Source organism: Acidovorax sp., from assembly GCF_034519795.1.
Taxonomy (GTDB): Bacteria; Pseudomonadota; Gammaproteobacteria; order Burkholderiales; family Burkholderiaceae_C; genus Acidovorax.
The window spans coordinates 226,306-243,100 of sequence record NZ_JAXHOB010000030.1 but is presented as its reverse complement, the minus strand read 5'-3'; the positions used below and the strand labels follow the sequence as shown (position 1 = coordinate 243,100).

Annotated in this window: 16 protein-coding genes and 1 pseudogene; 7 read left to right on the top strand and 10 right to left on the bottom strand. The window is 67.8% G+C overall.

Going from position 1 to position 16,795, the window contains the following annotated elements:
* The first annotated feature begins 137 nt into the window (after nt 1-137).
* Nucleotides 138-530, top strand: coding sequence for a DUF2917 domain-containing protein (locus tag U5N23_RS29965; RefSeq protein ID WP_322596333.1), 393 nt, complete (start codon nt 138-140; stop codon nt 528-530).
* Between the two features lie 265 nt (nt 531-795).
* On the opposite strand, the gene U5N23_RS29960 is transcribed toward U5N23_RS29965, so the two are convergent.
* Nucleotides 796-1,194, bottom strand: a complete 399-nt coding sequence (locus U5N23_RS29960; RefSeq protein WP_322596332.1) for a BLUF domain-containing protein — start codon at nt 1,192-1,194, stop codon at nt 796-798.
* A 173-nt stretch (nt 1,195-1,367) separates the two neighbouring features.
* On the opposite strand from U5N23_RS29960, the gene U5N23_RS29955 reads away from it, so the two are divergent.
* From U5N23_RS29955 to U5N23_RS29945, 3 genes are all read left to right on the top strand, one after another.
* Entirely contained in the window at nt 1,368-2,126 is a 759-nt protein-coding gene (locus U5N23_RS29955; protein ID WP_322596331.1) for a Crp/Fnr family transcriptional regulator, read from the top strand.
* Between the two features lie 80 nt (nt 2,127-2,206).
* A complete protein-coding gene (gene glmU, locus U5N23_RS29950; RefSeq protein ID WP_322596330.1) occupies nt 2,207-3,631 on the top strand; it encodes a bifunctional UDP-N-acetylglucosamine diphosphorylase/glucosamine-1-phosphate N-acetyltransferase GlmU in 1,425 nt (474 codons plus the stop codon).
* Between the two features lie 21 nt (nt 3,632-3,652).
* Nucleotides 3,653-4,447, top strand: coding sequence for a sensor histidine kinase (locus U5N23_RS29945; protein ID WP_322596329.1), 795 nt, complete (start codon nt 3,653-3,655; stop codon nt 4,445-4,447).
* Here the strand turns inward: U5N23_RS29945 and U5N23_RS29940 are convergent.
* Together U5N23_RS29940 and U5N23_RS29935 are read right to left on the bottom strand one after the other, a co-directional pair.
* Nucleotides 4,436-5,512, bottom strand: coding sequence for a diguanylate cyclase (locus U5N23_RS29940; RefSeq protein WP_322596328.1), 1,077 nt, complete (start codon nt 5,510-5,512; stop codon nt 4,436-4,438). The two genes, U5N23_RS29945 and U5N23_RS29940, sit on opposite strands and share 12 nt — an antisense overlap.
* 143 nt (nt 5,513-5,655) lie before the next feature.
* On the bottom strand, nt 5,656-6,153 hold the full coding sequence (locus tag U5N23_RS29935) for an Lrp/AsnC family transcriptional regulator (RefSeq protein WP_322596327.1): 498 nt from the start codon (nt 6,151-6,153) through the stop codon (nt 5,656-5,658).
* A gap of 128 nt (nt 6,154-6,281) precedes the next feature.
* Here U5N23_RS29935 and glmS point away from each other — a divergent pair, with 128 nt between their 5' ends.
* A complete protein-coding gene (gene glmS, locus U5N23_RS29930) occupies nt 6,282-8,189 on the top strand; it encodes a glutamine--fructose-6-phosphate transaminase (isomerizing) (protein ID WP_305742391.1) in 1,908 nt (635 codons plus the stop codon).
* A gap of 445 nt (nt 8,190-8,634) precedes the next feature.
* Here the strand turns inward: glmS and U5N23_RS29925 are convergent, their stop codons facing one another.
* Complete coding sequence (locus U5N23_RS29925; protein WP_322596326.1) at nt 8,635-9,567, bottom strand: LysR family transcriptional regulator; 933 nt, start codon at nt 9,565-9,567, stop codon at nt 8,635-8,637.
* Between the two features lie 118 nt (nt 9,568-9,685).
* Between U5N23_RS29925 and U5N23_RS29920 the strand changes: the two are divergent.
* Together U5N23_RS29920 and U5N23_RS29915 are read left to right on the top strand one after the other, a co-directional pair.
* A pseudogene (locus tag U5N23_RS29920) lies at nt 9,686-10,241 on the top strand (carboxymuconolactone decarboxylase family protein).
* A 28-nt stretch (nt 10,242-10,269) separates the two neighbouring features.
* Nucleotides 10,270-11,136 (top strand): alpha/beta hydrolase, encoded by an 867-nt coding sequence (locus U5N23_RS29915; RefSeq protein WP_322596324.1) that lies wholly within the window; start codon nt 10,270-10,272, stop codon nt 11,134-11,136.
* 220 nt (nt 11,137-11,356) lie between these two features.
* Here the strand turns inward: U5N23_RS29915 and U5N23_RS29910 are convergent, their stop codons facing one another.
* The 6 genes from U5N23_RS29910 to hyi all read right to left on the bottom strand — a co-directional run bounded on the left by U5N23_RS29910 (nt 11,357) and on the right by hyi (nt 16,794).
* Entirely contained in the window at nt 11,357-11,845 is a 489-nt protein-coding gene (locus U5N23_RS29910) for an Rrf2 family transcriptional regulator (protein WP_322596323.1), read from the bottom strand.
* 34 nt (nt 11,846-11,879) lie between these two features.
* Nucleotides 11,880-12,551: an alternative oxidase gene (locus tag U5N23_RS29905; RefSeq protein ID WP_322596322.1), complete on the bottom strand. Its 672-nt coding sequence runs from the start codon at nt 12,549-12,551 to the stop codon at nt 11,880-11,882.
* Nucleotides 12,552-12,716: 165 nt separating this feature from the next.
* Nucleotides 12,717-13,631, bottom strand: a complete 915-nt coding sequence (locus U5N23_RS29900) for an EamA family transporter (RefSeq protein WP_322596321.1) — start codon at nt 13,629-13,631, stop codon at nt 12,717-12,719.
* A gap of 160 nt (nt 13,632-13,791) precedes the next feature.
* Complete coding sequence (locus U5N23_RS29895; RefSeq protein ID WP_322596320.1) at nt 13,792-15,084, bottom strand: glycerate kinase; 1,293 nt, start codon at nt 15,082-15,084, stop codon at nt 13,792-13,794.
* Complete coding sequence (gene glxR / locus U5N23_RS29890; RefSeq protein ID WP_322596319.1) at nt 15,084-15,992, bottom strand: 2-hydroxy-3-oxopropionate reductase; 909 nt, start codon at nt 15,990-15,992, stop codon at nt 15,084-15,086. The genes U5N23_RS29895 and glxR overlap by 1 nt, the downstream gene beginning before the upstream one ends.
* Before the next feature lie 19 nt (nt 15,993-16,011).
* Nucleotides 16,012-16,794 carry a hydroxypyruvate isomerase gene (hyi, locus tag U5N23_RS29885; RefSeq protein ID WP_322596318.1) on the bottom strand — a complete coding sequence of 261 codons (783 nt, stop codon included), beginning with the start codon at nt 16,792-16,794 and terminating at the stop codon, nt 16,012-16,014.
* Nucleotide 16,795 lies beyond the last annotated feature (1 nt).

Genomic DNA, 16,795 nt, shown 5'->3' with positions numbered 1-16,795 from the left:
CGATGGGGCCGTCACCGGTATCCGGCCATTTTTTGCATTGATGCCGAACTTGAATCAATGAGGGCCTTGCAATTCATTGGACGCACTGCAAGCACAGGTGCACCATAGAGGCCTATAGGGTTTACCAGGAGAAAACCATGACCGCATCGAATGTTCTGCCATTGCAAGCTTCCAGCGCCTTCCGCCGCGTTGCGGCCAAGGACATCTTCACGCTCCAGCCCGGCACGGCCGCCAGCCTCAAGCCGCGCACGGCCATGGCGCTGCGCGTGGCCGAAGGCCAGGCCTGGGTGACCCTGGACGATGGGCCGCACGGCGCCAGCCGCGACTGTGCAGGCGATGTCTTCCTGCAGGCTGGCCAGACGCTGTGGGTGGCTGCGGGCCAGCATGCCGTGGTGGAGACGCTGGGCAACCAGCGCCTGCAATACCGCTGGACCGCGCTGGCCTCGCGTTCGGCACCTGCCTGGTGGAAGCGTGCTGCGTTGGGCATGACCTCCGTGCCATCGGTGGACGGGACGCCCTGCTGCGCCTGAGGTGTACCCATCACCACGCACGTCGTGGTGACTGGCATGCAAGAAAAGAGCTGCTGCCGCCCGGTGTGCCGGGCGCCGCAGCTTTTTTTGCTGGTGGTGAAAGCTGTCGGTGCTGTAGGGCCCCGCTCTTCGCGAGAAGTATGGGCTGTTCGTTTTTGCCCTGCGTTCCTGGGTGAAAGCCGCTGTTCGCTGTTGCAATGAAAGACTTGGCACCCGCCCCCGACCTGGTCGTTGCCTATCCTGGCGCACTATGGCGAATTCAGGGCTATGGCTCCAGGTCCCCGCGCAGGACTTCAAAGGCTGCCAGGGCCGCCTCGCCGTCGAGTTGCTCCATGCGTGCCAGCGCATCGGGATCGTCCACCGAGGTGAAGGCCAGGCTGAACTGGCGAAAGCGCCGCTCGGCCAGCAGCCCATGGTGCAGCACCTCCACGCCGGTGTGGCGCGGGTCGTTGCGGATGCGCTCGGTGAGCTTGAGCACCTCCTTTTGCGTGCCCTCCAACTGCTGGCAAAAGCGCATGCCGTCGAAGACCAGCAGGCCGGTGATGCCCAGGCTGGCATTCTTCACACGGGCGCGGCCGGCGATCTCGGCGACAACGCTCGGGGGTTGATCGGGTGCCAGGGTACTCACGTACAGGGCTTCATAAAGGCTGTGGGCGGGCGTCATAGGTGCGGCGCAATGTAGGACGGCGCTGACAGGCGCGCAATGTCAAAAGACATAGCAGGATTGCGCGCGCCCCAAAGGCCGCAGGAACCATGGTGCGGGGCCAAGATCGACGCACAAAAATGCCTGTGGACAGGCGCGTCAAATGGCCACCGGCTCCCTAGAATGGCGCCACGATGAATACCACCCCGCCGCCCGATGCGTGCCCGCCGCACTGCCACGAATGCCGTTTGCGCAGGACGGGAGCCTTCACCCCGGTGGAGCCCCAGGTGCTGGATTTCATCGAAGGCTTTCGCTCGGCCACACTGGCGGTGCAGTCCGGCGGTGCGCTGGTCCACGAAAGCCAGGCCAACGCCCGCCTGTTCACCCTGTACTCGGGCTGGGCGTTTCGCTACAAGACGCTGAGCGATGGGCGCCGCCAGATCCTGAACTTCCTCCTGCCGGGCGATCTGGTGGGCTTGCAGCAGGAATTCGGCGACCTGTCGGCGCACGGGGTCGAGGCGCTCACGGACTGCACGCTGTGCGTGTTCCAGAACGACAGCCTGTGGGCCGTATTCGCCGAGCATCCGCGGCTGGGTTACGACGTCACCTGGCTGGCCGCCCACGAGGAGGGCCATGTGGACGACGGCCTGCTGACCGCCGGGCGGCGCAATGCCACCGAGCGCGTGGCCATGCTGCTCATGCACCTGTACCGGCGGCTCGAGCGCGTGGGCCTGGTGGATGCCGATGGCAGCGTGGCCTTCCCGCTCAACCAGCAGCACATTGCCGATGCGCTGGGCCTGTCGCTGGTGCACACCAACAAGACCCTGCGCCGGCTGGCCCTGCTGGGCCTGCACGAGCTCCGGAATGGGCGGCTGCGGCTGCTCAATACCCGCGCACTGGAAAGCATCGCCGAGTACTACGACAAGCAGCCGCGCCTGCTGCCTCTGTTGTAAGGCCCAAGCCCCGGTGCGGCGCAGCCGATAATCCCGGTGCCTGCGCGCCACCGGGTGCGCAGCCCCAATTTTCCATTTCCATGACGCAACTCGACATCCTCATCATGGCGGCCGGCAAGGGCACGCGCATGAAAAGCCGTATCCCCAAGGTGCTGCAGCGCCTGGGCGGGCGCCCGCTGCTGCAGCATGTGCTGGACCAGGCGGTCCGCCTGCAGGCGCGCAGTGCCACCGTGATCACCGGCCATGGGGCCGCCGAGGTGGAGGCCGCCACCCGCCAGGCCGGAGCGATCGGTTTGGAGCTGGCCTTCGTGCGGCAGGAGCCGCAACTGGGCACCGGCCATGCCGTGCAGCAGGCCGTGCCGCACCTGCGCGCGGACGGCACGGTGGTGGTGCTCTCGGGCGATGTGCCGCTCACCCAGGCCGATACCCTGCGTGCCCTGGTGGCCGCCGGTGGCAGCGATCAGCTGGCGCTGCTGACCGTCACGCTGCCCGACCCCACGGGTTACGGCCGCATCGTGCGCAACGCGGCGGGCGCAGTGCAGGGCATCGTCGAGCACAAGGATGCAAGCGAGGCGCAGCGCGCCATCGCCGAGGTCTACAGCGGCATCATGGCCGTGCCCGCGCGGCTGCTGGCCCCCTGGCTGGCGCGCCTGACCAATGACAACGCCCAGGGCGAGTACTACCTGACCGACATCGTCGCCATGGCCGTGGCCGATGGCGTGCCCGTGGTGGCCCACAGGATCACCGATGCCCTGCAGGTCGCCGGTGTGAACAGCCCCCTGCAGCTGGCAGAGCTCGAGCGCGCCCACCAGCAGCGCCAGGCGCGGGCCCTGCTGGAGCAGGGCGTGCGCCTGGCCGACCCGGCCCGCTTCGACCTGCGCGACGACGTGCGCACCGGCGTGCGCGGCGAATTGGTGTGCGGGCAGGACGTCGAGATCGACGCCAACTGCCTCTTCACCGGCCGCGTGGAGCTGGGCGAGGGCGTGCAGATCGGCGCCAACTGCTGCATTGCCAATGCGCGCATCGCCGCTGGCGCGGTGATCCACCCCTTTACGCACATCGATGGTGAAAAGCTGGGCGCGACGGTGGGCGAAGGCGCGCTGATCGGTCCCTTCGCGCGCCTGCGCCCGGGCGCCCAACTGGGCCGCGAGGTGCACATCGGCAACTTCGTGGAGGTGAAGAACTCCACCCTGGCCGACGGCGCCAAGGCCAACCACCTGGCCTACCTGGGCGATGCCACGGTGGGCGAGCGCGTGAACTATGGCGCCGGCGCCATCACCGCCAACTACGACGGTGCCAACAAGCACCGCACGGTGATCGAGGCCGACGTGCACATCGGCAGCAACTGCGTGCTGGTGGCACCCGTCACCATCGGTGCCGGTGCCACGGTGGGCGGCGGCTCGACCATTTCCAAGGACGTACCGCCCGGGTCTTTGGGCGTGGCCCGCGGCAAGCAGGTCGCCATTGCCAACTGGCAGCGCCCCGCGAAGCAACCCAAGCCATGAGCTGAGCAGGAGGCCCGCGCCATGAGCGACGACGACACCCGCCAGACCCTCGAAGAACTGCGCGCCGAACTGGCGCGCAGCCGCCAGCAGGTGGCCGACATGGCTGCCGCGCAGGAGGAGTTCCTGCGTGCCGTCTCGCACGACCTGCGCGCGCCGCTGCGCCATGTGACCTCGTACGGCACGCTGGTGCGCGAGGTGCTCGGCGACCTGCCGGCCGGTGTGGTGCAGGCGCCCGAATTGCAGGAGGCGCTGGGCTTTCTGGCCACCATGGACCAGTCGGCGCGGCGCATGGGGCTCATGATGGACGGCCTTCTGGCCCTGGTGCGCGCCGGGCGTGCGCCGCTGCGCTGTGAGGCCATCGCGCTGGCCGATGCAGTGGCCCAGGCCCGTGCCACGCTGGCGGCGGCCGAGGCAGGGCGCACGGTGCAGTGGCATCTGGACGCTGGCCTGCCCGTGCTGCAGGCCGATGCCAGCCTGTTGCAGGAATTGCTGGTGCAGGTGTTGGGCAATGCACTCAAATTCACGCGTGGCCAGGACCAAGCGCAGATCCGCATGGGTGCCGAACCGCTGGCCGATGGCCGCGTGGCGGTGACCGTGCGCGACAACGGCGTGGGCTTCGACCCCGCGCGCGCGGGATCGCTGTTCGGCGTGTTCCAGCGCCTGCACCGCGAGACGGAGTTCGAGGGTGTGGGCACCGGTCTGGCCCTGTGCCGGGTGATTGCGCAGCGCCATGGCGCGCAGCTCACGGCCGATGCAACGCCGGGCGCGGGCTGCCAGGTTCGCCTGGAGTGGCCTGCTTCGCCCTCAGGGCTCTGAGGCGGCCAGCGCGCCCTCGGTGGCGCTGCCCGTGCCGTCCCGGCTGCCGGTGACGCGGTTGCGCCCCGCATTCTTGGCCACGTACAGCGCGGCATCGGCCGCGTCCATCCAGGCGCGCAAGGTGGCGTGGCGAGGGTCTGCCGCCGCCACGCCGATGCTGGCGGTCATGCGCAGCGCTGGCATGTCGCGCAGGCGGATGGCCTCGGTCTGCGCGCGGATGCGCTCGGCCACGGCGACGGCTTCCTCCACGGCCATGCCGGTCAGCAAGATGGCGAACTCATCGCCTCCATAGCGGCCCGCGCAGTCCGTGGCGCGCACATGGCCGCGCACCACATGGGCCACCGCGCGGATCACCTCGTCGCCCACCGTGTGGCCGTGCTGGTCGTTGATCTGCTTGAAGCTGTCGATGTCCATCATCAGCATGCAGGCCGGCTCGCGGCTGGCATGGTGGCGGCGCAGCGCGGCCTCGGCCTGCTCCTGCCAGTGGCCGCGGCCGTACAGGCCGGTCAGCGTGTCCACGCGGCGCAATTCGTCGAGCAGCAGGTTCTGCTGCGACACCTTGCGGATCAGGCGGTAGCTCACCACGCTGACCGAGATGGTGTGCATGGCCATCACCGGCAGGCACGCGAGGATGATGGGCAGGGGGCTCTCAGGTGACCAGTGCAGTCCCGTGAGCAGGGCGCTGGCTGCTCCACCTGCGAGCATGGCCGGAATCGACCGCGCCCACAGGCCGCGGATGCCGGTGGTGATCTTGTCCACCAGGGTCAGCGTGCACAGCAGCACGCTGGGCAGCAGGCTGAAGTGCATCAGCGGCACCAGGGCCGCTGCCAGGGCCGAGTCGGCGAGCAGGTTGCGGATCTCGGCGCGGTAGGGGTCGGCGCTGCGCCGTGCGAGCTGGTACGCCACGTGCGGCCAGACGAAGCACGGCAGCACCATGCCCAGCCAGGCGAGCAGGGATGCCTGGCGCTGCCACAGCACCACCGCCACCACCACGCCGCCCAGGCCCATGCCGAGCACGCGCAGCGGGTACACGCGCCGAGGCATCTGTTGTTCGTAGGTGGCCATGGAGGGCAATGCAGGCGCTGGCGGATGGTGCCGCGAGAAGAGGAAGGCGCAGAGAGCTTACCTTTACCCGGCGGTAGAGGCCAGCGGCAAATGGCATGTCCCGCCAGCGCGCTGGGTCGATGGCGAGGGTGCCGTGGAAAGGCTCATGCCCCGTGCACCGGGATGGCCGTGCTGAACTTGGCGCGCTTGGTGCTGAAGAAAGCCTTCACGTTGCGCACGTTGGCATCGCCCGTGAACAACTGCTGCGACAGCGCCAGGTAGCCCGGCATGTCGCGCGTGTGCGCCACCAGGATGAAGTCCGGGCCGGGCGACACGCGCCAGCACTGCTGCACGGCGGGGTGCGCCACCGCGCGGGCCTCGAAGGCGTCGAGCGCCTGCGCATCCTGCCGGTCCAGCGACACCTCGACGATGCAGGCCAGGCCATGGCCCTGCACGGCGGCCAGGCGCTCGGGCTGCAGCAGGGCCACCTGCCGCTCGATCAGGCCCACCTCGTGCAGCCGCTTGACCCGGCGCAGGCAGGTGGGCGGCGAGACATGCACCCGCTCGGCAAGCGCCTGATTGCTCTGGCCCGCATCGGTCTGCAGCAGGTTCAGCAGCTGCAGATCGATGTGATCCAGTGTGATTGATTCCGAAGTTGCCATTGTTTTGGAATTTTATTTCATTCGCTGATTATGATGAAATTGAAGTTCATTTCTATTCAAATATCAATCACTTATTCCAATGGGCGCTGCCTACCATTGCAGCACTTATCCAACAGGAGCAGCAATCCATGTGCGGCATCGTCGGCGCGGTTTCCACGCGCAACATCGTTCCCATCCTCGTGCAGGGCCTGCAACGGCTCGAATACCGGGGCTATGACTCGTGCGGCGTAGCCGTGCACGCATCGAGCCTGGACGCCACGCGCCCGGCCGGTTTGCAGCGTGCCCGCAGCACGGCCCGCGTGGCCGAGCTGCTGGAGCAGGTGCAGACCGACCATGTCGACGGCGCCACCGGCATTGCCCACACGCGCTGGGCCACGCACGGCGCGCCGGCGGTGCACAATGCCCACCCGCATTTCAGCCACGGCACGGGCGATGCCGCCGGCACGCCCGGCCGCGTGGCGCTGGTGCACAACGGCATCATCGAGAACCACGAGGAGCTGCGCGCCGCCCTGCAGGCGCGTGGCTATGTGTTCGCCAGCCAGACCGATACCGAGGTCATCGCCCACCTGGTGGACAGCCACTACAGCGGCGATCTGTGCGAGGCCGTGCAGGCCGCCGTGGCCCAGCTGCATGGCGCCTATGCGATTGCGGTGATGCACAAGGACGAGCCGCACCGCGTGGTGGGCGCGCGGGCAGGCTCACCGCTGATCCTGGGCGTGGGCTCGGGCACCGGCAGCTCGGTGGCCGGCGAGCACTTTCTGGCCAGCGACGCCATGGCCCTGGCCGGGGTGACCGACCAGATCGTCTACCTCGAAGAGGGCGACCTGGTGGACCTGCAACTGGGCCGCTACTGGATCATGGGCAAGGGCCGCGAGGCGCTCACCCCTGCGCAGCGCCCGGTGCGCACGGTGCAGGCGCACAGCGGTGCGGCCGAGCTCGGCCCTTACCGCCACTACATGCAAAAAGAAATCTTCGAGCAGCCGCGCGCCATTGCCGACACCCTCGAAGGCCTGGAGGGCATCGTTCCCGAGCTGTTCGACGGCGCCGACGGCACGGCCGCCTGGCGCGTGTTCAAGGAGATCGACAGCGTCCTCATCCTGGCCTGCGGCACCAGCTACTACAGCGGTTGCGCCGCCAAGTACTGGCTCGAAGAGATCGCCGGCATCCCCACCCAGGTCGAAGTGGCCAGCGAGTACCGCTACCGCACCAGCGTGCCCAACCCGCGCAGCCTGGTGGTCACCATCACCCAGTCCGGTGAAACGGCCGATACCCTGGCCGCCCTGCGCCACGCGCAAAGCCTGGGCATGCAGCACACGCTGACCATCTGCAACGTGGCCACCAGCGCCATGGTGCGCGAGTGCAAGCTGGCCTACATCACGCGCGCCGGCGTGGAGATCGGCGTGGCCAGCACCAAGGCCTTCACCACCCAGCTGGCAGGGCTGTTTTTGCTCACGCTGGCGCTGGCCCAGTCCAAGGGCCGCCTCACGGCCGAGCAGGAGGCCGCGCACCTCAAGGCCATGCGCCACCTGCCCGTGGCGCTGCAGGCCGTGCTCGCGCTCGAACCCCAGGTCATCAGCTGGGCCGAGGACTTCGCTCGCATGGAAAACGCGCTGTTCCTGGGTCGTGGGCTGCATTACCCCATCGCGCTCGAAGGTGCCTTGAAGCTCAAGGAGATCAGCTACATCCACGCCGAGGCCTACCCCGCCGGCGAGCTCAAGCACGGCCCCCTGGCCCTGGTCACCAGCGCCATGCCCGTGGTCACCGTGGCGCCCAACGATGCGCTGCTGGAAAAGCTCAAGAGCAACATGCAGGAAGTGCGCGCCCGCGCCGGCGTGCTCTACGTGCTGGCCGATGCCGACACCCGCATCGAGAGCAGCGAAGGCATCCACGTGATCCGCATGCCCGAGCACTACGGCCCGCTGAGCCCGCTGCTGCACGTGGTGCCGCTGCAGCTGCTGGCCTACCACACGGCCTGCGCGCGCGGCACCGACGTGGACAAGCCACGCAACCTGGCCAAGAGCGTCACGGTGGAGTGAGGGCGCCTTGGTCGCTGCCGCCGGAAGCGAAGCGGTTCTGGCTGGGCGCTGCGTCGCAGGCAGTACGAGCAGTACGACAAGACGCAGCAACGACGCCGGAAGAGTTTTGTTAGCCGCTCCAAACCCGTGTCTGCCTCTGGTGCGTGTTTCGGTCGCTGCTGGACACCCGGTTCGGCTTTCTCCGCCCAAGTTGCTGCCAGCAGGCATCGGCTCTGGGTCGCTCAGTTGCCATGCAGGTGGACCGGGCAGGTGCGCGACCGGTTGGTCTTCCGCAATCGCCCGAGGCTGTGAGCCGTCACTGCACATTGGGCATAGCGATCCCGTCGAGCCGCTTGGAGCGATTCACATCCTCAAAGCCCCCGGCTTTGCCGGGGGCCGGTTGCTGGTTCGGTGTGTGTGAAGTCACGCTCCATGGAAGATGGCGAAGAGCTGCGGGGCCTCACCTTCAGCGGCGACCCATCACCCCATCCACTTCAGCAAGGCGCTGCGTCAGGCGGGGCGTTGCGAAGTCCAGAAATGCCTGCAGCTTCAGCGGAATCAGGCGCTTGCTCGGATAGACGAGGCTCACGGGGTACGTATCGCTGTCATGGGCGACCAGCACCGGCACGAGTCGCCCCGCCGCGACGTGTGGTGCGACCTGGTAGCTGGTGGCCTGCACCAGGCCGAGCCCGGCGATCGAGGCTTGCAATGCCGACTCCGGCGTGGTCGTCGAGCTTCGCACGTTGACCGGCACCTGCTGCTCCGTCGACTTGTCGCCATCGCGCACTGTCAGCGCCCAGGTCTTGTAGGGCCCCAGGCCGGTCCAGCTGATGCAGTCGTGGTCGGTCAAAGCCTCCAGGTCCAGGGGCGTGCCGCGCGTCTCCAAATAGCCTGGAGCCGCGCAGACGACGATTCTGATGGTCCCCACTTCGCGCGCCACCAAACTGCTGTCGGCCAGCGCGCCGATGCGCACCGCGCAGTCCACATGCTCTTCCACGAGCGGCAAGACACGGTCGGTCAGTTGCATGTGGACATTGACCTGCGCGTATGCACGCAGAAACTCATGTACCACCGGCTGTAGGTGTTGCTGGCCGAAGCCCAGTGGCGCGGTGATGGTCAGATCGCCCTTGGGCTGACGGTATTCGCCAGTCACTTCCTCGTCAGCGTCGCGCAGGGCGTCAAGGACACGGCTGCAGGCCAGGAAGTATCGCTGCCCGCCTTCGGTCAACGCCACGTGCCGCGTAGTCCGAACGAAAAGTCGTACCCCCAGGGTTTCTTCGAGCAAGGCGACCTTGCGGCTGACATTGGCGACCGGCGTGCCCAAAGCACGACTCGCGGCAGAGAAGCCGCCGCTGCGCGCCACGGCCACGAAGGCTGTGACGGCGTCGAATCTGTCCATATTGTTCCAGTTTGTGAGAAGGTGATTCGTGAATTTATCTGATTATCAAACGTGATCGTGCAAAAGAGAATTCATTCCACGCCAACACCGCGTACATCCCAACCCCCTGGAGCACCTCATGTCCCGTCTCAACACCCCCGCCACAATCGACGCCGCGCCGGCTGCCGCTCAAACCTCGCTCAAGGCCGTGGAGAAGCAACTGGGCCTCGTCCCGAACATGTTTCGCGTCGTCGCCAACAGTCCTGCCGCGCTGACCGGCTACCTGCAACTGAGTGCCGCGTCCGCGCAGGGCGGCCTGGATGCCGCCACGCGTGAACGCATCGCATTGGCCGTGGCGGAACTCAACGGCTGCGGCTACTGCCTGGCAGCCCACTCATTCCTGGGCCGCAAGTTGGCCAAGCGTCGACGACGCCGAAATTGCGGCCAACCGCAACGGCGCGTCCAACGACCCGAAGGCCGACGCGGCTGTGCGCTTTGCTGCCGCCGTGGTCCGCCAACGCGGTCGTGTCAGCAACGACCAGATCCACGCGGTGCTCAGTGCCGGCTACAGCGACGCGCAGGTGCTGGACATCCTGCTGGCAGTCGCTTTGAACACCTTCACCAACTACGTCAACGAAGTAGCACAGACCGAAGTCGACTTCCCATCCGTCCAACCGCTGCGTCTTGCTGCGTGATTCCACTAACCCACTCCAAAGGATCATGATGAACACAACCTCCGCAAGCTCCCCCGCCAGCGTTGAGCACCGTCAGGTAGAGATTGACGGGCTGAGCACCTTCTACCGCGCAGCAGGCAGCCCCGCCCATCCAGTGATCGTGCTGCTGCATGGCTTCCCGTCGTCGTCGCACATGTTTCGTGACCTCATCCCGCTGCTGGCGGATCGCTTCCGTGTCATTGCGCCCGACTACATCGGCTTCGGCCATTCCGCCGCGCCAGCGGTCGACCAGTTCGAGTACAGCTTCGACAAGCTGACTGCGCACGTGCGGGCGTTGCTTGACCACATCGGCGTGACGGACGCGATCTACTACATGCAGGATTACGGCGGTCCCATCGGGCTGCGCTTGGCCACGGGCAAGCCGGAGCATGTGCGCGGGATCGTGATCCAGAACGCCAATGCCTACATGGAAGGACTGACTCCGGCGGTCGCTGGCGTGTTCATGCCGCTGTGGGAGAAGGGTGATGAGACTGGGGCACGGCAGATGTTGTTGGCCGAGACCACGAAGATGCAGTACACCGCCGGTGCTCGCCAGCCCGAAGCGTTGAATCCCGACGCATGGACGCTGGATCAGGCGCTGCTGGACCGCCCTGGGAGTGCCGAGCGTCAACTGGCACTGTTCAATGACTACCGTCACAACGTGCCTTTGTTCGACGTGTGGCAGGCCTACTTTCGTGCGCACCAGCCCAAGACGCTGGTCGCATGGGGACGCGGCGACCCGTTCTTCGGCGTCCCGGGGGCTGAAGCGTTCCGGCGCGACATCAAAGACGTTCGCGTGGAATTGTTGGACAGCGGGCACTTCGCTCTTGAAGAGGATGCGGCGCGTGTGGCCGACCTGATCAAGCAGACGTTCTAGCCAAGGTTGATAGCTCCGTCATGACTCTGTTGGGACTGTCGCACGGAGTAGGTCACTGGCTTGCAACAAGGAGGTAACACGCAGTGGCCCAGGTCAAGTTGGGCGGCAATGCGCAGGTTCTCATGCGCACAACGGGCAGACCCCGGTGCTTCAACCCGTGATGTTGAACTACATCAACGGGAAGCTGGGGTGCATCTTGTCTGGTTCGAGGGTCTTGGAATCAGGCGGGGTGCCGGTCGACCGCCGCTGGGCGCTGGGGCAGCGTGTTCCAGGTGACGGGCTGCCACAGCGCCAGTTGCGCCAGCGCCGGGCTGGTGTTGACCAGGTCGGCGATCGAGTATCGGTCCAGCTCGCGCAGGAAGACCTCGGTGGCCAGCTTCAGGGCCACCTCCAGGCCGCAGCCACCGGTCAGCACGCAGTGGTTGTCCTCGCCCATGCATTCGACCAGTGCGAAGTCGGCCTCCAGCCGGCGCACCACCTCGCCAAGCGAGAGCCTGCGCGGGTCCACCGCCAGGCGCATGCCGCCGTTGCGGCCGCGCACCGTGTCCACCCAGCCCGTCTTGCCCAGCGCATGGGTGACCTTCATCAGGTGGGCCTGCGAGATGCCGAAGGCCTCGGTGATGTCGGCAATGGTGACCAGGGCCTCGGTGCGCGAGGCCAGTACCAGCAGAACGCGCAGGGAGTAGTCGGTGAACAGGGTCAGGCGCATGGGGCTGGGCAGGAGGGCGTTGCGCTGGATTGTCTCAGCTGGCGTGTTGTGCGGCGGCCGAGCCGGCCAACGCATCGGCAAAGCCGTGGTTCACGTCGCGGTGGCCCGCCTCGTCGGCACGCACGGCCAGCACCACGTCGCGCAGGCGGGCACCGGCGGGCAGCTTCCAGTAGCCGATGGCGATGGCGGGTGCCGGCACGTTCTCGACCCGGCCTGCGTCGATCTCTGCCAGGTACAGCGTGTAGCTGACCACGGCCTGCTCTTCGAAGTAGCCTACCAGGCGGTGTGCCGTGCGCGAAGAGACCAGGTACAGCGCGAAGAAGCACACGAAGAAAACGGCCTGGGTGAACAGGATCACCGCACGCTCGAACCAGTTGGGCCGGGCGATCTCGATGAAGGTCATGAGGTGCATGCGCTCGTTCTCGGCTTCGTCGAGCAGGGTGCGGATCCAGCCTTCGTCGTCCACCATCCAGCGCAGGCAGCGCAGGTGCACGAGCATGCCGCCCACCATGCCGGGGACGGCCGCCACCGTCTCGAGGACGATGGCGCGGTTGCCATAGCGCTTGGCAAAGAAGGTATCGGCAAAAAAGCGCAGCGCCAGGGTGATGGACAGGGCCACGCGGTCGGAGAAGCCGGCGGCGGGGTGGTGCGCATCGAGGCTGTGGTCGGTGTGGGGGGCTTGGGTGCCGTGGGTGTCGGTGGTCATGGGTGCATTCCAGTAAAGGCGCTGGGATCGGATGGCCGGGGTCCTGGATGGCTTGCTGTCTACCGCGCCGCGTAAACATTGATTTAATGTATATCTTTAAGCGCCAGGCGTCAAGGGCGTCGCCCCCTCACGGTGACGGCGCCCTGCGTTACGGGCGTGCCGGCATCAGGCTTTCCACTGCAGCCGCAGGCGTGCCAGCAGCGGGGCCCCGAAAAGATTCACGAACAGGCCGACCATGAGCAAGGCTCCGCCGATGAAATGCACCGGCTGCAGTGTCTCGCCAAAGGCCAGCCAGCCGGTGGTCAGCCCCACCAGCGGCACCAGCAGCGTGAAGGGCGCCACGCGGTTGATGGGATAGCGCGAGAGCAGGAAGGTCCACACCCCATAGCCGAACAGCGTGGCCGCCCAGGCCAGGTAGGCCACCGAGGCGAAGGACGCCAGGCCGAAGCCTTGCAGCGCCGCAGAGATGGCGGCAGGCCCCTCGATCAGGAGCGAGAGCGCCAGCAGCGGCAGCGGTGGCACCAGGCTGGCCCAGACCACGAAGGCCAACTGGTTCATGGGCCCGTGCCGGCCCACGGCGCGGCTCACGATGTTGCCGCAGGCCCACATGGCGGCGGCGGCCACCGTGAGCAGAAAGCCCAGCAGCGGCATCGAGGCGCCATGCGCGCTGCCGATCAGCACCAGCCCCCCGGCCGCCAGCAGCAGGCCGGCCAGCTGGTTGCCCTGCCAGCGCTCGCGCAGCCACAGGGCCGTGAGCACCAGCGTGAAGAACGATTGCGACTGCAGCACCAGCGAGGCCAGGCCCGAGGGCATGCCCACGTGGATGGCGCTGAACAAAAAGGCGAACTGCCCCACCGACATGGTCAGCCCGAAGGCCAGGTACAGCCGCAGCGGCACCTTGGGCGCCTTGAAGAACAGCAGCGCCGGAAAGGCCGCGAGCATGAAGCGCAGCGCCCCCAGCAGCAGCGGCGGCACGCCGACCAGGCCGACCTTGATCACGGCGAAGTTGACACCCCAGACAAGGATCACGAGCAGCGCGAGCACCAGGTCGCGCGGGCGCAGGGCGGCGGGCGCGCTCATGCGGCGGACCTTGGACAGGCTGAACAGAGGGGGCGGGGCAGGGGAGTGATTCGGCGGGGCATCGCCGAATCTTAGGCCTTGCGCGTGTTCGGCTCCATGCGCGCGGTGGACAACCGGGTATCAGAATCGGACATTCCCGCGCCGCCTGGTACCCGCGCTTTCATGGCGCATCGATCACGATGGCGCGAAAGTCGTTCACATTGGTCAGCGTGGGCCCGGTCACCACCGCGTCGCCGAGCGCGCCGAAAAATCCATGGCCGTCGTTGCGCGCCAGCGCGTCGGCGGGCCGGATCCCCAGGGCCAGCGCGCGCTGCAGCGTGGTGGGCGTGAGCTGCGCGCCCGCGATCTCCTCCTGGCCGTCCACGCCGTCGGTATCGCCCGCGAGGGCGTGGATGCGCGGATGCCCCTGCAGCGCCAGCGCCATGGACAGCAGGCATTCCACATTGCGCCCGCCGCGCCCGTCGCCGCGTACCGTCACCGTGGTCTCGCCGCCCGAGAGCAGCACGCAGGGCGCGGCAAACGGCTGCTGGCGCTCCGCCACCTGCAGCGCCATGCCGCCCAGCACCCGGCCCATGTCGCGCGCCTCGCCCTCCAGCGCATCGCCCAGGATGTACGGGGTGTACCCGGCCTGGCGCGCCACCTCGGCAGCAGCCTTCAGCGCCATCTGTGGCGTGGCGACCATGCGCACCTCGCTGCGGGCCAGGTGGGGGTGGCCCGGCCTGGGCGATTCGCCCTGGCCCGATTCCAGCACCTCGCGCACGGCGGGTGGCAGCACGATGCCGTGGCGGCGCACGATGTCCAGCGCATCGGCACAGGTCGTGACGTCGCCCACGGTGGGGCCTGAGGCGATGTCGGTGGGCGCGTCACCGGGCACGTCCGACAGCAGCAGCGTGAGCACGCGCGCCGGGTGGCAGGCCAGCGCCAGCCGCCCGCCCTTGATGGCCGAAAGGTGGCGGCGCAGGCAGTTCATCTCGGCGATGGTGGCGCCCGACTGCAGCAGGGCGCGGTTCACCTGCTGCTTCATGGCCAGGGTGATGCCCGGCAGCGGCAAGGGCAGCAGGGCCGAGCCGCCGCCCGAGATGAGGCACAACACCAGATCGTCCTCGCACAGCCCCGCGACAAGTTCGAGCATGCGCTGTGCAGCCGCCATACCGGCCGCGTCGGGTACGGGGTGGGCGGCTTCCACGATCTCGATGCGCTGACAGGGAACGGCATGGCCGTAGCGCGTGACCACCAGGCCCGATAGTGGCCCGTGCCAATGGTCCTCCACCGCCCGCGCCATCGCGGCCGAGGCCTTGCCTGCGCCGATCACGACCAGGCGGCCCGTGCCCAGGGACGATGGGGAAGGCAGATGCGGCGGCACGCACAGCGCCGGCTGGGCGCTGGCGATGGCCGCATCGAACATGCGGCGCAGCAGGCGCTGCTGCGGCGTTGAGGGTGGCTGTACTGCCATCAGCGGGCCGGCGCCTGGCCGATCTCGAAATGCGCCAGGGTCTCCAGTGCGCGCACCAGGGCCGAATGGTCCCAGGCCGCACCGCCCTGCGCCACGCAGCTGTTGAACAGCTCCTGCGCGGTGGCGGTGTTGGGCAGGGCCACGCCCAGGGCGCGCGCGCTGGCCAGGGCCAGGTTCAGGTCCTTCTGGTGCAGCTCGATGCGAAAGCCGGGCTCGAACGTGCGGCGCAGCATGCGCTCGCCATGCACTTCGAGGATCTTCGACGAGGCGAAGCCGCCCATCAGCGCCTGGCGCACCCGCGCCGGGTCGGCACCGGCCTTGGCGGCGAAAACCAGGGCCTCCGCCACGGCCTCGATGTTCAGCGCCACGATGATCTGGTTGGCCACCTTGGCGGTCTGCCCGTCGCCGTTGCCGCCCACCAGGGTGATGTTCTTGCCCATTAACTCGAACAGCGGCTTGACGCGCGCGAACGCCGAGTCCGGCCCGCCGACCATGATGGACAACGTGGCGTTCTTCGCCCCCACCTCGCCGCCCGAGACCGGCGCGTCGAGGTAGTCGCAGCCCAGAGCGTTGATGCGCTGCGCGAAGTCCTTGGTGGCGATGGGCGAGATCGAGCTCATGTCCACCACGGTCTTGCCCTTGCTGAGGCCGGCGGCCACGCCGCTCTCGCTGAACAGCGCGTCCTCGACATGCGGGGTGTCGGGCACCATGGTGAAAATGATGTCGGCGCGTTCGGCCACGCCGCGCGCCGTGACGCACTGGGTGGCCCGGCTCTCGGCAATGGCCGGCGGCACGCGCCCGCGGGTGTGCACGAAGAGCTGGTGCCCAGCCTGGATCAGGTGCTGCGCCATGGGCGTGCCCATGGTGCCCAGGCCGATGAAACCGATCTTGAGGGAAGTGGTGGTCATTGGAAGATGTCCTTGAAAATCATGCTTGGGTCAGGGCCGTGCGCCAGCCCAGGCCGGATTCGGTGGTGGTGGCGGGCTTGTATTCGCAGCCGATCCAGCCCGCGTAGCCGATGGCGTCGATGTGCTTGAACAGCCAGGGGTAATTGATCTCCCCGGTGCCCGGCTCGTTGCGGCCCGGGTTGTCGGCCAGTTGGATGTGGCCGATGCGCGCCAGGTGCTTGGCTAAAGTGGCGGCCAGCTCGCCCTCCATGCGCTGGGCGTGGTAGATGTCGTATTGCACGAAGGCGTTGCCTGCGTCCACCTCTTCCAGCAGGCTGAGCGCCTGGGCCGTGGTATTCACGAAGAAGCCCGGAATGTCATGGGTGTTGATGGGCTCGACCAGCAGGCGCAGCCCGGCCTGGCGCAGCGCCTGCGCGGCAAAGCGCAGGTTTTCCACCAGCGTGCGGCGCAGCAGCTCGGGCGGAACGCCTTCGGGCGCCTTGCCGGCCAGGCAATTGAGCTGCGCCACGCCCAGGGCCTGGGCATAGGCGATGGCCTGGGCCACGCCGGCGCGGAACTCGGCCTCGCGCCCTGGCAGGCAGGCGATGCCGCGCTCGCCCGCGGCCCAGTCGCCTGCGGGCAGGTTGTGCAACACCAGCTGCAGGCCGTGGGCGTCGAGCTGGGCCCGGATCTCCTCGGCCGGCCAGGCGTAGGGGAAGAGGAATTCGACGGCGGTGAAGCCCGCGCGCGCAGCGGCACCGAAGCGGTCGATGAAGGGCAGCTCGGTGAAGAGCATGGTCAGGTTGGCGGCAAATTGGGGCATG